This window comes from Streptomyces nymphaeiformis, assembly GCF_014203895.1.
Taxonomy (GTDB): Bacteria; Actinomycetota; Actinomycetes; order Streptomycetales; family Streptomycetaceae; genus Streptomyces; species Streptomyces nymphaeiformis.
The window spans coordinates 36,338-51,991 of sequence record NZ_JACHJY010000020.1 but is presented as its reverse complement, the minus strand read 5'-3'; the positions used below and the strand labels follow the sequence as shown (position 1 = coordinate 51,991).

The 15,654-nt window shown below is 70.4% G+C and carries 14 protein-coding genes, 1 rRNA gene and 1 riboswitch; of the genes, 12 read left to right on the top strand and 3 right to left on the bottom strand.

From position 1 onward, the window contains the following. The 11 genes from rrf to GGE06_RS40880 all read left to right on the top strand — a co-directional run. Positions 1-76: ribosomal RNA gene (gene rrf / locus GGE06_RS40930) — 5S ribosomal RNA — on the top strand; the annotation flags it as partial. 148 nt (positions 77-224) lie between these two features. Beyond that, the gene (gene clsA, locus GGE06_RS40925) at positions 225-833 is read left to right on the top strand and encodes a cardiolipin synthase ClsA (RefSeq protein WP_116162104.1); all 609 of its coding nucleotides are present in this window, start codon (positions 225-227) and stop codon (positions 831-833) included. A gap of 116 nt (positions 834-949) precedes the next feature. After that, positions 950-3,445 carry a mannose-1-phosphate guanyltransferase gene (locus GGE06_RS40920; RefSeq protein ID WP_116162105.1) on the top strand — a complete coding sequence of 832 codons (2,496 nt, stop codon included), beginning with the start codon at positions 950-952 and terminating at the stop codon, positions 3,443-3,445. Positions 3,446-3,546: 101 nt separating this feature from the next. Then, complete coding sequence (locus GGE06_RS40915; RefSeq protein ID WP_184933207.1) at positions 3,547-4,476, top strand: DUF881 domain-containing protein; 930 nt, start codon at positions 3,547-3,549, stop codon at positions 4,474-4,476. Next, complete coding sequence (locus GGE06_RS40910) at positions 4,473-4,805, top strand: small basic family protein (RefSeq protein ID WP_015032176.1); 333 nt, start codon at positions 4,473-4,475, stop codon at positions 4,803-4,805. Before GGE06_RS40915 ends, GGE06_RS40910 begins: the two co-directional genes overlap by 4 nt. A gap of 5 nt (positions 4,806-4,810) precedes the next feature. Then, positions 4,811-5,791 (top strand): DUF881 domain-containing protein, encoded by a 981-nt coding sequence (locus GGE06_RS40905; protein ID WP_221519063.1) that lies wholly within the window; start codon positions 4,811-4,813, stop codon positions 5,789-5,791. An 81-nt stretch (positions 5,792-5,872) separates the two neighbouring features. Further along, positions 5,873-6,814, top strand: a complete 942-nt coding sequence (locus GGE06_RS40900) for an FHA domain-containing protein (protein WP_181924903.1) — start codon at positions 5,873-5,875, stop codon at positions 6,812-6,814. 31 nt (positions 6,815-6,845) lie between these two features. Beyond that, the gene (gene ftsR, locus GGE06_RS40895; RefSeq protein ID WP_116162108.1) at positions 6,846-7,592 is read left to right on the top strand and encodes a transcriptional regulator FtsR; all 747 of its coding nucleotides are present in this window, start codon (positions 6,846-6,848) and stop codon (positions 7,590-7,592) included. Positions 7,593-7,657: 65 nt separating this feature from the next. Next, on the top strand, positions 7,658-8,131 hold the full coding sequence (locus GGE06_RS40890) for a bifunctional nuclease family protein (RefSeq protein WP_030686418.1): 474 nt from the start codon (positions 7,658-7,660) through the stop codon (positions 8,129-8,131). A gap of 192 nt (positions 8,132-8,323) precedes the next feature. Continuing rightward, positions 8,324-8,932, top strand: coding sequence for a MerR family transcriptional regulator (locus tag GGE06_RS40885; RefSeq protein ID WP_181924689.1), 609 nt, complete (start codon positions 8,324-8,326; stop codon positions 8,930-8,932). Positions 8,933-9,012: 80 nt separating this feature from the next. Beyond that, entirely contained in the window at positions 9,013-10,374 is a 1,362-nt protein-coding gene (locus tag GGE06_RS40880) for a DNA polymerase IV (protein ID WP_184933206.1), read from the top strand. Between the two features lie 52 nt (positions 10,375-10,426). Here GGE06_RS40880 and GGE06_RS40875 read toward each other — a convergent pair whose 3' ends face one another. Next, positions 10,427-10,801: a PRC-barrel domain-containing protein gene (locus tag GGE06_RS40875; protein ID WP_184933205.1), complete on the bottom strand. Its 375-nt coding sequence runs from the start codon at positions 10,799-10,801 to the stop codon at positions 10,427-10,429. A 113-nt stretch (positions 10,802-10,914) separates the two neighbouring features. Beyond that, positions 10,915-11,014, top strand: a riboswitch (glycine riboswitch). Positions 11,015-11,193: 179 nt separating this feature from the next. On the opposite strand from GGE06_RS40875, the gene gcvP reads away from it, so the two are divergent. After that, the gene (gcvP, locus tag GGE06_RS40870) at positions 11,194-14,079 is read left to right on the top strand and encodes an aminomethyl-transferring glycine dehydrogenase (protein ID WP_184933204.1); all 2,886 of its coding nucleotides are present in this window, start codon (positions 11,194-11,196) and stop codon (positions 14,077-14,079) included. 82 nt (positions 14,080-14,161) lie between these two features. On the opposite strand, the gene GGE06_RS40865 is transcribed toward gcvP, so the two are convergent. Together GGE06_RS40865 and GGE06_RS40860 are read right to left on the bottom strand one after the other, a co-directional pair. Further along, complete coding sequence (locus GGE06_RS40865; protein ID WP_116162112.1) at positions 14,162-14,368, bottom strand: DUF5999 family protein; 207 nt, start codon at positions 14,366-14,368, stop codon at positions 14,162-14,164. A 331-nt stretch (positions 14,369-14,699) separates the two neighbouring features. Continuing rightward, complete coding sequence (locus GGE06_RS40860) at positions 14,700-15,290, bottom strand: hypothetical protein (RefSeq protein WP_116162113.1); 591 nt, start codon at positions 15,288-15,290, stop codon at positions 14,700-14,702. Positions 15,291-15,654: the final 364 nt, after the last annotated feature.

The window sequence follows — 15,654 nt, the reverse complement described above, 5'->3', positions numbered from 1 at the left end:
GAACCCGGAAGCTAAGCCTTTCAGCGCCGATGGTACTGCAGGGGGGACCCTGTGGGAGAGTAGGACGCCGCCGAACAATTTTTAGCCTCAACCCCCGGACTCTGTCCGGGGGTTGAGGCATTTTTGCGTTCCGGCGCCGGCGGCGCCCCCTGTGCTCGGCTGGGTCGTGGCTGAGGGTAAGGTCAGGGGGCATCGTCCGTACGTTCCCAGCAGGAGGCCCCCGGGTGGAGGTCCAGGAGACTCGCGTTCAGACCGACCGGGTCCTCACCATCCCCAATATCCTGAGCATGGCTCGCCTCGTAGGCGTGCCGCTCTTCCTGTGGCTGATCCTCCGGCCTGTGTTCGGCGGTCCCAACAGCGATGGCTGGGCCCTGCTCGTGCTGATGCTCAGCGGCGTCAGCGACTATCTCGACGGGAAGCTCGCCCGGCGCTGGAACCAGATCAGCAACCTCGGCCGGCTCCTCGACCCCGCCGCCGACCGGCTCTACATCGTTTCCACGCTCATCGGGCTCACCTGGCGCGAGATCCTGCCGCTCTGGCTGACCGCCGCCCTTTTCGCCCGTGAGTTGATGTTGCTCGTGATGGTGGGAATCCTCCGCCGACACGGCTACCCGCCGCCGCAGGTGAACTTCCTCGGGAAAGCTGCGACTTTCAACCTGATGTACGCGTTCCCGTTGCTGCTTCTCAGTGACGGAACGGGCTGGCTCTCGTCACTCGCTGAAGTTTTCGGGTGGGCCTTCGCCGGATGGGGTACAACTCTGTATTGGTGGGCAGGGATCCTCTACGTGGTCCAGGTCCGTCGACTCGTGAAGGCGGATACCGCGGCCGATTGAGCCCGTCTGTCCTGTGTCGAGCAGCGTCGCCGGCAACAACAAGGACGTCCGAGGGCCCCTGAACGGACAGGTGAAGTCGGCAGGACCGTCGTCTCTTCAAGGAGGACGCTTCCGACATGAAGGCCGTCGTGATGGCCGGTGGCGAAGGAACCCGCCTTCGCCCCATGACCTCGAGCATGCCCAAGCCTCTTCTGCCGGTGGTGAACCGGCCGATCATGGAGCACGTCCTGCGACTGCTCAAGAGGCACGGTCTCAACGAGACCGTCGTCACCGTGCAGTTTCTCGCCTCTCTCGTCAGGAACTACTTCGGCGACGGAGAAGAGCTCGGTATGGAGCTCACGTATGCCAACGAGGAAAAGCCACTCGGTACAGCGGGAAGTGTGAAGAACGCCGAGGAAGCGTTGAAGGACGACGCTTTTCTCGTCATCTCGGGCGACGCGCTCACCGATTTCGACCTCAGTGATCTCATCGCCTTCCACAAGGAGAAGGGCGCCCTCGTCACGGTCTGTCTGACCCGGGTGCCCAATCCACTGGAATTCGGCATCACGATCGTCGACGAAGAGGGCAAGGTCGAGCGCTTCCTGGAGAAACCCACCTGGGGCCAGGTCTTCTCGGACACCGTCAACACGGGCATCTACGTGATGGAGCCGGAGGTCTTCGACTACGTCCAGGCGGATGTGCCGGTCGACTGGTCGGGTGACGTCTTCCCGCAGCTCATGAAGGAGGGCAAGCCGATCTACGGCTATGTCGCCGAGGGCTACTGGGAGGACGTCGGCACCCACGAGAGCTACGTGAAGGCCCAGGCGGACGTCCTGGAGGGCAAGGTCCAGGTCGACATCGACGGCTTCGAGATCTCGCCCGGGGTGTGGGTCGCGGAAGGTGCCGAGGTGCACCCCGACGCCGTGCTCCGCGGGCCGCTCTACATCGGCGACTACGCCAAGGTCGAGGCGGACGCCGAGATCCGGGAGCACACCGTCATCGGCTCGAACGTGGTCGTGAAGACCGGTGCCTTCCTGCACAAGGCGGTCGTCCACGACAACGTGTACATCGGGCAGCAGAGCAATCTGCGCGGCTGCGTGATCGGGAAGAACACCGACATCATGCGGGCCGCCCGGATCGAGGACGGCGCCGTCATCGGGGACGAGTGCCTCGTCGGCGAAGAATCGATCGTGCAGGGGAACGTGCGCGTCTACCCCTTCAAGACGATCGAGGCCGGCGCCTTCGTCAACACCTCCGTCATCTGGGAGTCCCGGGGCCAGGCCCATCTCTTCGGGGCGCGCGGCGTCTCCGGGATCCTGAACGTGGAGATCACCCCCGAGCTGGCCGTCCGGCTGGCGGGGGCGTACGCCACGACCCTGAAGAAGGGGGCGACCGTCACCACCGCGCGCGACCACTCCCGAGGCGCCCGGGCGCTGAAGCGGGCGGTGATCTCCGCGCTGCAGGCCAGCGCCATCGACGTACGGGACCTGGAGAACGTACCGCTGCCGGTGGCGCGGCAGCAGACCGCGCGGGGAAGCGCCGGCGGGATCATGGTGCGGACCTCGCCCGGGGTGCCCGATTCCGTCGACATCATGTTCTTCGACGAACGCGGGGCGGACCTCTCGCAGGCCGGGCAGCGGAAGCTCGACCGGGTGTTCGCGCGCCAGGAGTACCGGCGGGCGTTCCCCGGGGAGATCGGCGACCTGTCGTTCCCGGCGAGCGTCTTCGACTCGTACACCGGGTCGCTGCTGCGGAACGTCGACACCACAGGGATCGCCGAGGCGGGGCTGAAGGTCGTCGTGGACGCCTCCAACGGCAGTGCCGGGCTCGTCCTGCCCAGTCTGCTCGGGCGGCTCCAGGTCGACTCGCTGACGATCAACCCCGGCCTCGACGAGTCCCGTCCCACCGAGTCGGCCGAGAGCCGGCGGGCCGGGCTCGTACGGCTCGGGGAGATCGTGGCCTCGGCGCGGGCCGCGTTCGGGGTGAGGTTCGACCCCGTCGGCGAGCGGCTCTCGCTCGTGGACGAGCGGGGGAGGATCATCGAGGACGACCGGGCGCTCCTGGTCCTGCTCGATCTGGTGGCCGCCGAGCGGCGGTCCGGGCGGGTCGCGCTGCCGGTGACCACGACGCGGATCGCCGAGCAGGTCGCCGCGTACCACGGCACCCAGGTCGAGTGGACGACCACCTCGCCCGACGACCTCACGAGGGTCGGACGTGAGGAGTCGACGATCTTCGGCGGGGACGGGCGCGGCGGGTTCATCGTGCCCGAGTTCAGCAGCGTCTTTGACGGGGCCGCGGCCTTCGTGCGGCTGATCGGTCTCGTGGCGCGGACACAGCTCACGCTGAGCCAGATCGACGCCCGGATCCCGCGGGCGCACGTCCTGAAGAAGGACATCGCGACCCCGTGGGCCGTGAAGGGTCTGGTGATGCGCCGGGTGGTGGAGGCGGCGGGCAACCGTTCCGTGGACACCACCGACGGCGTCCGGGTCGTCGAGGCCGACGGGCGGTGGGTGATGGTGCTGCCCGACCCCGCCGAGGCCGTCACCCATCTGTGGGCGGAGGGGCCCGACGACGCCTCCGCGCAGGCCCTGCTCGAGGAGTGGGCCGAGGTGGTCGACAGCGCAGGTCGCTGACGGTTCGAGCGGGTTCGGCCGGGAGGCGTCCGAGGGGCGCCTCCCGGCCGTACGTGGGGGCCATTCGGCGGTAGGCCGTGCGACGTGCGACGATGTGCGGCATGTCGCAGCAGCCCCCCGTTCGGAGCACCGGATCACCGCCCCCGCGTCCGGACGCGTCGATGTCGCTGCTGAACAACGTGATCGACCACGCGCTCGACGACGGCTACGCCGAGGCGACGGCCCGGCGCGTGGCCGAGGGCGGCGGGATGCCCCGTAACCTGCGGGCCAAGCTGGGTGTCGCCGCGGGCCTCCTGCTCGCCGCCGTCGTGGTGACCGTGGGGGCGGCCGAGGCGCGGATCTCCGCGCCGGTCGTCGCCAAGGAGCGGCAGGACCTGATCGACCGCATCGACAAGGAGACGTCGACCGCCGACCAGCTGGAGGCGGACGTCGAGCGGATCCGGACCGAGGTCGGGGAGCGCCAGCGCCAGGCCCTTCAGCAGCACGGCGGGGACCAGGCCGAGCTCGTGGCGCTCCTCTCGGGCGCGACGCCCGTGCACGGCCCCGGTGTGAAGCTCGTCGTCGACGACGCCAAGGGCACCGACACCGGTGGCGGCGGGCCGAGGGAGACCACCGGCTTCTCCGACACCGGCCGGGTCCGCGACCGGGACCTGCAGCGGGTGATCAACGGGCTGTGGGAGTCGGGCGCCGAGGCGGTCGCGATCAACGGGCAGCGGCTGACGTCGCTGTCCGCGATCCGCGCCGCCGGTGACGCGATACTCGTCGACAACAAGCCGCTGGTGCCGCCGTACACCGTTCTCGCCGTCGGGAACGGACAGCGGCTGAGCACCGCGTTCCAGGACAGCGCCGACGGGCAGTACCTGCACGCGCTGGTGGAGAACTTCGGGATCAGGAGCAGGATCTCGGCCGAGGGCGATGTGAGCCTGCCGGCCGCGCCGAGCCTGACCGTACGTACCGCAGAGCCGAGGGGGGCCGGGGCGGCGACGCCGTCCGGTCGGGCCACGGCCGACACAGGGAAGGGCACATCGTGATCGCCGTACTGGGCCTGATCGTCGGAGTCGTGGTCGGACTGTTGGTCCGCCCCGAGGTTCCGGCGGTGGTCGAGCCCTATCTTCCGATCGCCGTGGTCGCCGCCCTCGACGCGGTCTTCGGTGGTCTGCGGGCCATGCTCGACGGGATCTTCGTCGACAAGGTCTTCGTGGTCTCGTTCCTCTCCAACGTGGTCGTGGCCGCGCTGATCGTCTTCCTCGGCGACAAGCTGGGCGTCGGCGCGCAGCTGTCGACCGGTGTGGTCGTCGTGCTCGGCATCCGCATCTTCTCCAACGCGGCCGCCATCCGGCGTCACGTCTTCAGGGCGTGAGGCCGATGAGCGAGAACCCTCAGAACTCCGAGGACCCCCAGAAGTCCGAGAAGCCGGAGCAGCCCGAGCGGCCCGAGAGGCCCGAGGGCGAGACGTCCGCGACCCCCTCGACGCCCGGGACCTCCGAGGCCGGGAAGTCCGAGGCAGGGAAGCCCGAGCCGCGGGGCGAGGACGTCCGCGTGCCCGAAGCACCCGGCGTGCCCGAAGCGCCCGAGGCGCCGGTCACGGCCGGGCCGCCTGCCGCAGCCGCTTCGCCCGCAGCCGAGCCGAGCGGGCGGCGCAGGCTCGCCGCCGCGCTGTGGCCGCCGCGGGTGACCCGGGCCCAACTCGTCGTCGCCCTCCTGCTGTTCGTCCTCGGGCTCGGTCTGGCCATCCAGGTCTCCTCGACGAGCGAGAACAGCGCGCTGCGCGGGGCCCGCCAGGAGGACCTCGTGCGGATCCTCGACGAACTCGACGACCGCACCCAGCGCCTCGAGGACGAGAAGACGCGCCTGGAGAAGCAGCAGTCCGAGCTGGAGTCCAGCTCGGACCAGGCCGAGGAGGCGCGCAAGCAGACCCAGGAGAAGGAGCGGCAGCTCGGCATCCTGGCCGGCACCGTCGCCGCCGAGGGGCCCGGTATCACCCTCACCGTGGGGGATCCCACCGGTGCGGTGGAGTCGGACATGCTGCTCGACGCCATCCAGGAGCTGCGCGCGGCGGGTGCCGAGGCGATCCAGGTGAACGGTGTCCGGGTGGTGGCGGACAGTTATTTCACCGGTAGCGGTGATGACATGCGGATCGATGGAACGAAGGTGGCCGCTCCGTACGTCTTCAAGGTCATCGGCAAGCCGGAGGATCTCGAGCCCGCGCTCAACATCCCCGGCGGTGTCGTGCAGACCCTGGAGAAGGAGCAGGCCACAGCCACGGTGGAGCGGTCGGCGAAGATCGTCGTCGACGCCTTGCGACCCGCGAAGCGGCCTGACTACGCTCAGTCGTCCTCCCAGTGAGAGGGGGACGAGGGGGGTCCCGCGACAAGCGCACGGCGTTGCGGGGGGTCGGCGCACCACAACGGTGGTGCGTGGTGGAAACTGTCCGGGGGATACGGACGTTGTGAAAGTGTCCGGGTCGGCAGGTGTGAAGGATTTCGGTTCGTCCTGCCCCACGGGCGGGTCTGTTTCGGTCAAGGGGAATCGCCCGTGAGTTTTTTTGCGAAGTTGTTCGGCAAGAGCGGACGTGAGGACAGCGGCAACGCCAGGCACGCCGCGCCGCGCCACGTCCAGAGCGAGGAGCAGGGCGGCGAGCGCCCCCTCTTCCGCGACGAGGTCGACGGCCGGGGTGGTGACATTCCGGGCACACAGGGCGCGTCTTCTGTTGACCCCGCCGGTGCCGCCCGCATAGGTTTCGGAGAACCATCAACCTCAAGTACGGGTGGAGGGTTTGCGTCCGACCCGTACGCGACACAGACCTCCGCGGGGCAGCCGCGGCAGGAGGATGCGTCCATGCCGGTGTGTATGAGGTGCGGTCACCGCAACACGGCGGACAGCCGCTTCTGCTCCCACTGCGGCACGCCGCTGCGGGGCGGGGTCGCTCCCGAGCGCGCGTCGGAGACGACGTCGACGATCTCCATCTCGGGTCTCGAGGCGTACGACGCGGAGGTCACCGGTCAGACCGCCCTCCCGTCGCTGTCTCCCGAGGCGCTCGCGGCCGTGGAGGCGCTGCCTCCGGGTTCCGCGCTCCTCGTGGTGCGCCGCGGGCCGAACTCGGGCAGCCGGTTCCTGCTCGACGGCGAGCTGACGACGGCCGGCCGGCACCCGCAGAGCGACATCTTCCTGGACGACTTCACCGTCTCCCGGCGTCATGTCGAGTTCCGCCGGGCGCAGGACGGCAGCTTCACCGTCGCCGACGTCGGCAGCCTCAACGGCACGTACGTCAACCGTGAGCCGATCGACTCGGTCGTCCTGTCCAACGGCGACGAGGTGCAGATCGGCAAGTACCGGCTGGTCTTCTACTCGAACCAGCGAGGCGTGTGACGCCTCGGGGAAGCCCCTTCAGGGAAGGTCCATGCTGCGAACACCGACGGGCGGTGCCGGATCCGGCACCGCCACCGCGGGCGAACGGCTGGTCAGCATCGGCACGGTGCTGAACCAGCTGCGCGACGAGTTTCCCGAAGTGACGATCTCCAAGATCCGGTTCCTGGAGGCCGAGGGGCTCGTCGAGCCGCGTCGGACGGCCTCCGGATACCGGAAGTTCAGCCCGGAGGACGTGGAGCGGCTCGCCCGCATCCTGCGGATGCAGCGGGACCACTACCTTCCGCTGAAGGTCATCCGCGAGCACCTCGACGCCCTCGCGCGGGGCGAGCAGGTCAAGCTGCCGGCGCCCGGCCGCCGGCGGGACCTGCTCGAAGGGCCCTGGGAGCAGGACGAGGCGGAGTCGCCGACCGTCGCGCGGCTCGGGCGGGCCGAGCTGATCGCCGCCGCCGAGGTGACCGAGACCGAGCTCGCCGAGTGGGAGTCGTACGGTCTGATCGCCGAGGCGGAGGGCGGCGGCTACGAGGCCGAGGCCGTCACCGTCGCCAGACTTGTCGCGGATCTGGGGAGATTCGGTCTGGAACCCCGGCACCTGCGGGCCGTCAAGGCGGCCGCCGACCGGGAGGCCGGGCTGATCGAGCAGGTGGTCGCGCCGCTGCGCCGGCACCGTAACCCGCAGACCAGAGCCCATGCGGAGGCCACCGCGCAGGAGCTTGCCGCACAGTCGGTGCGGCTGCACGCGGCCCTGGTCCAGACCGCTCTGGGGATCCGGCTCCAGTGACCCGCTGAGGGGCCCGGGAGGGGCCCGACTATCCAAACCGGTCGGGCACGTCCTAGGGTTGCTGTGTGAACGAGCTCGACGTTGTGGGTGTCCGGGTGGAAATGCCCTCCAACCAGCCGATCGTGCTCCTGCGTGAAGTGGGAGGCGATCGGTACCTCCCCATCTGGATCGGACCGGGGGAGGCGACCGCGATCGCCTTCGCCCAGCAGGGGATGGCGCCGCCGCGGCCGCTGACGCACGACCTGTTCAAGGACGTGCTGGAGGCCGTGGGACAGGAGCTCACCGAGGTCCGCATCACGGATCTTCGTGACGGGGTCTTCTACGCCGAGCTGGTCTTCGCCAGCGGCGTCGAGGTGAGCGCGCGGCCGTCGGACGCGATAGCGCTGGCACTGCGGACCGGGACGCCGATCTTCGGCAGCGACGGTGTGCTGGACGACGCCGGTATCGCGATTCCGGACGAGCAGGAGGACGAGGTGGAGAAGTTCCGCGAGTTCCTCGACCAGATCTCACCGGAGGACTTCGGAAGCAGCAGTCAGTGAGATGGAGCGGTGCGGCCGGAGGTCGTCCGCGGGGTGCCGTCAGAGCATTCGAGTAGCCTTTCCCCGGAGTGGGGTACGCGAAACCACTCTCAGGGTGATTATCACTCGGCGTGCCGAGTGTGGCGATCGTTGACGCACCCCGGGTGACTGCCTACCTTCGTGTGGGCAGGTCAAGGACGGAGGGTCGGCGTGATGAGCAGCGCGGACGGTACGGCAGGGAGCTCGCTCGGACGTGTGTCCGGGGAGAGCGTTCCGTATCCGCTTCACGGCAGTGTGGGCGACTTCGGGACGGACACCGGTGCCGACGCGGCGATCGGCTACCGCGGACCGACGGCCTGCGCGGCTGCCGGGATCACCTATCGCCAGCTGGACTACTGGGCACGCACCGGACTCGTGGAGCCGAGCGTGCGGCCCGCGTACGGGTCGGGGACACAGCGGCTCTACAGCTTCCGCGACGTCGTCGTACTGAAGATCGTCAAGCGCTTCCTCGACACCGGGGTGGCCCTGCAGAACATCCGCGCCGCCGTGCAGCACCTGCGCGCCCGGGGCTTCCGGGACCTGGAGCGGATGACGCTCATGAGCGACGGGGCCACGGTCTACGAGTGCTCCTCGCCCGACGAGGTCGTCGACCTCCTGCAGGGCGGGCAGGGCGTCTTCGGCATCGCCGTCGGGGTCGTCTGGCGCGACGTCGAGGCCGCGCTGTCCCAGCTCCACGGGGAGCGGGTCGACACCGGCGAGACGCTGATCGGGCACAACCCGGGCGACGAGCTGGCGCGGCGGCGGCGCGACAAGGCGGTCTGAGATCCTCTGTCGGGGTTCGTCCCGGGGTTCCCGGGCGTTCCGCGGGGGCGTTGTCAGTGGCGTGAGGCAGCATCGGACGTGTGAGAGCCGCGCCCACGATCCTGCACCTCGACATGGATGCCTTCTTCGCCGCCGCCGAGCAGGCGTCGAAGCCCAGCCTGCGCGGAAAGCCCGTGGTCGTCGGCGGTCTCGGGCCGCGCGGCGTGGTCGCCACCGCCTCCTACGAGGCCCGTCGCTTCGGGGTGCACTCGGCCATGCCGATGGGCCAGGCGCGACGGCTCGCGCCGAACGCCGCCTATCTCGTGCCGCGCTTCGCCTTCTACCGCTCGATCAGCGACCAGGTCATGGAGCTGCTCCGGCGCCTCTCCCCGCTCGTGGAGCCGCTCAGCCTCGACGAGGCCTTCGTCGACCTCGAAGCGGGCGGTGTCGCCGACGACAGCGCGAGCGCCCGGGCCGTGGGGGAGCGGCTGCGGGTGGACATCCTCGCGACGACCGGGCTCACCGGGTCCGTGGGGCTCGCCGGGTCCAAGATGATCGCGAAGATCGCCTCCGAGGAGGCCAAACCGGACGGGCTCGTCCTGATCGATCCCGGGACCGAGCGGGAGCTGCTCGGGCCCCGGTCGGTACGGATCCTGCCCGGGGTCGGTCCTGCCACCGGGGAGCACCTGCGGCGCGCCGGGATGACGACCGTCTCCGATCTCGTGGAGGCGGGCGAGGACGAGCTCGTACGGCTCCTGGGGCGGGCGCACGGGGCCTCGCTGTACAGGATGGCCCAGGGGTACGACGACCGGCCCGTGGTGGCCGAGCGGGACGCCAAGTCCGTGTCCGTCGAGGACACCTTCGACGCGGACATCCACGACCGGGTACGGATCCGGACCGAGGTGGAACGGCTCGCGGAGCGGTGCGTGGGGCGGTTGAGGGCCTCGGGGCACTCGGGGCGGACCATCGTCCTGAAGGTGCGGCGGTACGACTTCTCGACGCTGACCCGGTCCGAGACGCTGCGGGGGCCCACGGACGATCCGGCGGTCGTACGGGAGGCGGCGGGGCGGCTCCTGGAGGCGGTGGACACGACGGGGGGCGTGCGGCTCCTCGGGGTGGGGGTGAGCGGGCTCGCGGACTACACGCAGGAGGATCTGTTCGCCCAGGCGGAGGCCTCGGAGCGGCCGGCGGAGGAGGTCGCGCCGGTGGAGGCCCGGGAGGCCGCTCCTTCCATCCCTTCCACCGCGACGGAGAGCGCCGAGCGGGGCTGGGCCCCCGGGCGGGACGTGCGGCACGCGGTCCACGGGGCCGGGTGGGTGCAGGGGAGCGGGGTCGGGCGGGTCACGGTGCGGTTCGAGGAGCCGTGGTCCGGGCCGGGGCGGGTGCGGACCTTCTCCGTGGACGATCCGGACCTGGAGCCCTCCGAGCCGTTGCCGCTGGTCCGGGGGGACGCGGCGGCGTGACCCGCACCGGCTGTGCGGTGCGGGTCTTCCGGTGGCTGCTCGTCCGGGGCCCTCAGGCGCCGTCCTGGCCCGCCAGACGGCCGAAGTCCCTGTCCGGAGTGTCCACGGGCGAGGGCGGGAGGGCGAGGCTGTAGTGGCGGTAGAGCTGGAGTTCCTGTTCGGGCGAGAGGTGGCGGCCCACGCCGAAGTCGGGGGCGTCCTTGATGAGGGCCCTCTCGTACGGGATGTGGAGGCCGTCGTCGAGCAGGGTGCTCGGCTCCAGGGGGACGAAGGCGTCCCGGCTGAACAGGCCCGTGCGGACGGCGGCCCATTCGGGGATGCCGGTCGCGTCGTCCAGGTACACCTCGTCCACGGTTCCGATCTTGTGCCCGTTACGGTCGAACGCCTTGCGGCCTATCAGGCTGCGCGGATCGATATCGGTCTGCACGGTCCCTCCAACTGGTCGCAACTGCTCTACACCCCTACGAAAGTGCACAACTGGGATGTCGGCCACTTGAGCGATGGAAGCCGCAACCGCGCTGGTAGGCTGGTTGTGGCTGTCGACCCTGTGCGGGAGAGTCCCCCGGAGAAACCTTCCGGTGGGCGCCGAAGGAGCAAATCCTCCCCGGAATCTCTCAGGCCCCTGTACCGCGCGGACGAGGTCACTCTGGAAAGCAGAGCGGATGTCCGACGGCATTTCGCTCTCACCGACGGTGAAAGCCGGCGGGCCGCGAGGCGTGCCGGTGAAACTCTCAGGTTGAGATGACAGAGGGGGAGGCCGTCCGGGTACCCGCGCCGTGGTGCCCCTCGCAGGTCGTGACGACCAGGAGGCCTCCGTACATGACCGCCAACCGCACTCCGCTCTCCGAGCTCGAACAGGGCATCCCGTTCGAGCAGCGGCACATCGGGCCCGACGCCGAGGCGCGGGCCAAGATGCTCGCCCAGGTCGGTTACGGCTCGCTCGACGAGCTCACGGCCGCCGCGGTGCCGGACGTCATCAAGAACGCCGAGGCGCTGGGCCTGCCGGCCGCGCGCACCGAGGCCGAGGTCCTCGCCGAGCTGCGCACGCTCGCCGACCGCAACCAGGTCCTCGCCCCGATGATCGGCCTCGGCTACTACGGCACCTTCACCCCGCCGGTGATCCTCCGCAACGTCATGGAGAACCCCGCCTGGTACACGGCCTACACGCCGTACCAGCCGGAGATCTCCCAGGGCCGCCTGGAGGCCCTGCTGAACTTCCAGACCATGGTCGCCGACCTGACCGGTCTGCCCACCGCCGGCTCCTCCCTCCTCGACGAGGGCACCGCCGCCGCCGAGGCCATGGCGCTGTCCCGCCGCATCGGCAAGGTCAAGAACGGCGTCTACCTCATCGACGCCGACGCCCTGCCGCAGACCATCGCGGTCATCGAGACCCGCGCCGAGCCGACCGGTGTCGAGGTCGTCGTCGCCGACCTGAGCGAGGGCATCCCCGCCGAGGTCGCCGAGCGCGGTGTCTTCGGTGTGCTCCTCCAGTACCCGGGCGCCTCCGGTGCCGTCCGCGACATCAAGCCGCTGATCGACGCCGCGCACGAGCTCGGCGCGATCGTCACCGTCGCCGCCGACCTGCTCGCGCTCACCCTGCTCACCTCGCCGGGCGAGCTGGGCGCCGACATCGCCGTCGGCACCACGCAGCGCTTCGGCGTCCCCATGGGCTTCGGCGGCCCGCACGCCGGCTACATGGCGGTCCAGGACAAGCACGTCCGCTCGATGCCCGGCCGTCTGGTCGGTGTCTCCGTCGACGCCGACGGCAACAAGGCCTACCGCCTGACCCTGCAGACCCGCGAGCAGCACATCCGCCGCGAGAAGGCCACCAGCAACATCTGTACGGCCCAGGTGCTCCTCGCCGTCATGGCCGGCATGTACGCCGTCTACCACGGCCCGGACGGTCTGAAGCAGATCGCCGCGCGCACCCACCGCTACGCGGCCATCCTCGCCGCGGGTCTCACCGCCGGTGGCGTCGAGGTCGTGCACGGCTCGTACTTCGACACGCTCGCCGTCCGTGTGCCCGGCAAGGCCGACGAGGTCGTCGCCGCCGCCCGCGAGGCCGGCGTGAACCTCTACCGCGCCGACGCCGACCTGGTCTACGTCTCCTGCGACGAGACCACCACCCGCGCGCAGCTCGCCGCCGTCTGGGGCGCCTTCGGCGTCACCGCCGACGTGGCGGCCCTGGACGCCGCCATCGAGGACACCTTCCCCGCCGGTCTGCTGCGCTCCGACGCGTACCTGACCCACCCGGTCTTCCACGCGCACCGCTCCGAGACCTCGATGCTGCGCTACCTGCGCAAGCTCGCGGACCGCGACTACGCGCTGGACCGCGGCATGATCCCGCTCGGCTCCTGCACCATGAAGCTGAACGCGACCACCGAGATGGAGCCGGTGACCTGGCCCGAGTTCGGCCAGATCCACCCCTTCGCCCCGGTCGAGCAGGCCCAGGGCTACGTCACGCTCATCACCGAGCTGGAGGAGCGCCTCGCCGAGGTCACCGGCTACGACAAGGTGTCGATCCAGCCCAACGCCGGCTCGCAGGGCGAGCTCGCCGGCCTCCTGGCCGTGCGCGCCTACCACCGCGCCAACGGCGACGAGCAGCGCACCGTCTGCCTCATCCCGTCCTCCGCGCACGGCACCAACGCCGCCTCCGCGGTGATGGCCGGCATGAAGGTCGTCGTCGTCAAGACCGCCGACGACGGCGAGGTCGACGTCGAGGACCTGCGCGCCAAGATCGCCCAGTACCGCGACGAGCTCGCCGTGCTGATGATCACCTACCCGTCCACGCACGGTGTGTTCGAGGAGCACGTCGCCGACATCTGCGCCGAGGTCCACGAGGCCGGCGGTCAGGTGTACGTCGACGGCGCCAACCTCAACGCGCTGGTCGGTCTGGCCAAGCCGGGCAAGTTCGGCGGCGACGTCTCGCACCTGAACCTGCACAAGACCTTCTGCATCCCGCACGGCGGCGGCGGCCCCGGCGTCGGCCCGGTCGGCGTCCGCTCCCACCTCGCCCCGTACCTGCCGAACCACCCGCTCCAGCCCACCGCGGGCCCGGAGACCGGCGTCGGCCCGATCTCGGCCGCCCCGTGGGGCTCCGCCGGCATCCTGCCGATCTCCTGGTCGTACGTGCGCCTCATGGGCGGCGAGGGCCTCAAGCGCGCCACCCAGGTCGCCGTGCTCGCGGCGAACTACATCGCCAAGCGCCTGGAGCCGCACTACCCGGTGCTCTACACCGGTCCGAACGGGCTGGTCGCGCACGAGTGCATCGTCGACATCCGTCCGCTGGCCAAGGCCACCGGCGTCAGCGTCGACGACATCGCGAAGCGCCTCATCGACTACGGCTTCCACGCCCCGACGATGTCCTTCCCGGTCGCCGGCACGCTGATGATCGAGCCGACCGAGTCCGAGGACCTGGTCGAGCTCGACCGCTTCTGCGACACGATGATCGCGATCCGCGCCGAGATCGAGAAGGTCGCCTCGGGCCAGTGGCCCGCCGACGACAACCCGCTGCACAACGCCCCGCACACCGCGGCCGCGCTGGGCGGCGAGTGGACCCACCCGTACACCCGCGACGAGGCGGTCTTCCCGGCCGGTGTCTCGGCCGCCGACAAGTACTGGCCGCCGGTGCGCCGCATCGACGGCGCCTTCGGCGACCGGAACCTGGTCTGCTCCTGCCCGCCGCTGGACGAGTACGACAACTGAGCACGGGCCGAGGGCCGGTTCGGAGGATCTCCTCCGGGCCGGCCCTCGGCGTTTCCCTCGTACGGTGTCCTCCGGCGCCCTTTCAGGCGGCGGTCGTCACCTGTCCCGCGGTCAGCGGCCGGTGCGGGGCGATGATCTGCCCGTCCGGCAGCAGTTCACCGGTGTCCTCGAAGAGCAGGACGCCGTTGCACAGCAGGCTCCAGCCCTGCTCCGGGTGGTGTGCCACCAGTCGGGCCGCCTCACGGTCGGCGGAGTCGGCGGTGGGACAGGCAGGCTGATGCTGGCACATGGGTGGGTTCTTTCGCTGCGTCGTGGTGGATGTCCTGCGGCTCTGCGCGCTCATGGCCGCCCCCGTCGGTTCGGTTCGGTTCCGGTCCCAGTCTTGCCCCACGGACGGTCTTCCGCAGGTATTTCGCGACAGCTCGTCCTCTCCTGGGAAGACGCATCACCCGCAGGGGCGGTTCAGGTCAACTGCACCGTCTCTTCGGGTGGTTCGGGGTGGCCCGAGCGGGCTAGTCCGTACGGGAGGGGCGTTCGGACGGCGCGTTCGGGCGCACGGCCCGGACAGGAGTGCGCCCCGTGACCCGGCCGGGTCACGGGGCGGCGACGCGCGCGGTGGATCAGGCGGGCGCCGGCGAGCCCAGGAGGGGCGGCGGCGCCAGGCGCGTGGTGAGGACGGGCAGGAGATCGGCGACCTGGTACGGGCGGTGGGCCGCGATCCCCGGGGGTGCGGGGGCCAGGGGCACCATCAGATCGTCGGCGGCCGGGGCGTCGGCGTCGTCGTCCGTGTCCGGGCCGGCGTCCAGCCAGAGGGTCAGCATGTAGAGCTCGGGTACGGAGAGCAGCCTCGGCCGGTACGTGACGGGCAGGGCCTCGGCCTGGAGCAGGGCCCGTTCCGTGGCGGAGACGTACGGCCCCTCGAAGAAGTGGGAGAAGACCCAGCCGTCCGGGGTGAGCACGGTGTCCGCGGCGGCGATCGCCCGGTCCCCGCTCCGGATCAGGAAGCGCCAGCCGGCGAGCCGGGTGCGGGGTGCGAGCCCCGGTGTCCCCGTGACGTCGAGGACGTGCACGGGCAGGGGGCGTTCGGGGCTCAGCGGTCCCTGTGCGGCCCGCAGCGCGGGAGTTCGCGGCTCGCGGACGGCGGTCGGTGAGCCGAGGGCCGCGAGGACACTGCGGAGGGCCGGCACGGGGGCCGGGGAGGGTCGGAGCATGGTGGGTCGCCTCTCACTCAGGAGACACGGTGATGCGTGGGCAGGTACGACGGCGCTGTCGGCGGCGGGGCCAGAGAGGGGCCATGGGGCCATGGCCGGGCGCCAACACTCTGCCTCGTCCGCGGAGTTTATACGACACGTGTTCACACAGTGTTTCCGCTAGACCTCGCGGATATTCCTGACAAGGCGTCATCAGGCCTTAATGACGGGGAGTTGAAGCGGAATCACGTGGACGGCGCCGCTCCCACCTGCTTATTCCCCGCGAAGGTGGACGGCTGAATTCCGACCCGGGGTCCCCGGACAATATGACATTGGTATATGTCATGCGTTCCGTGTCCTCGGGACGTGCCGGTGGAGCGCTCGG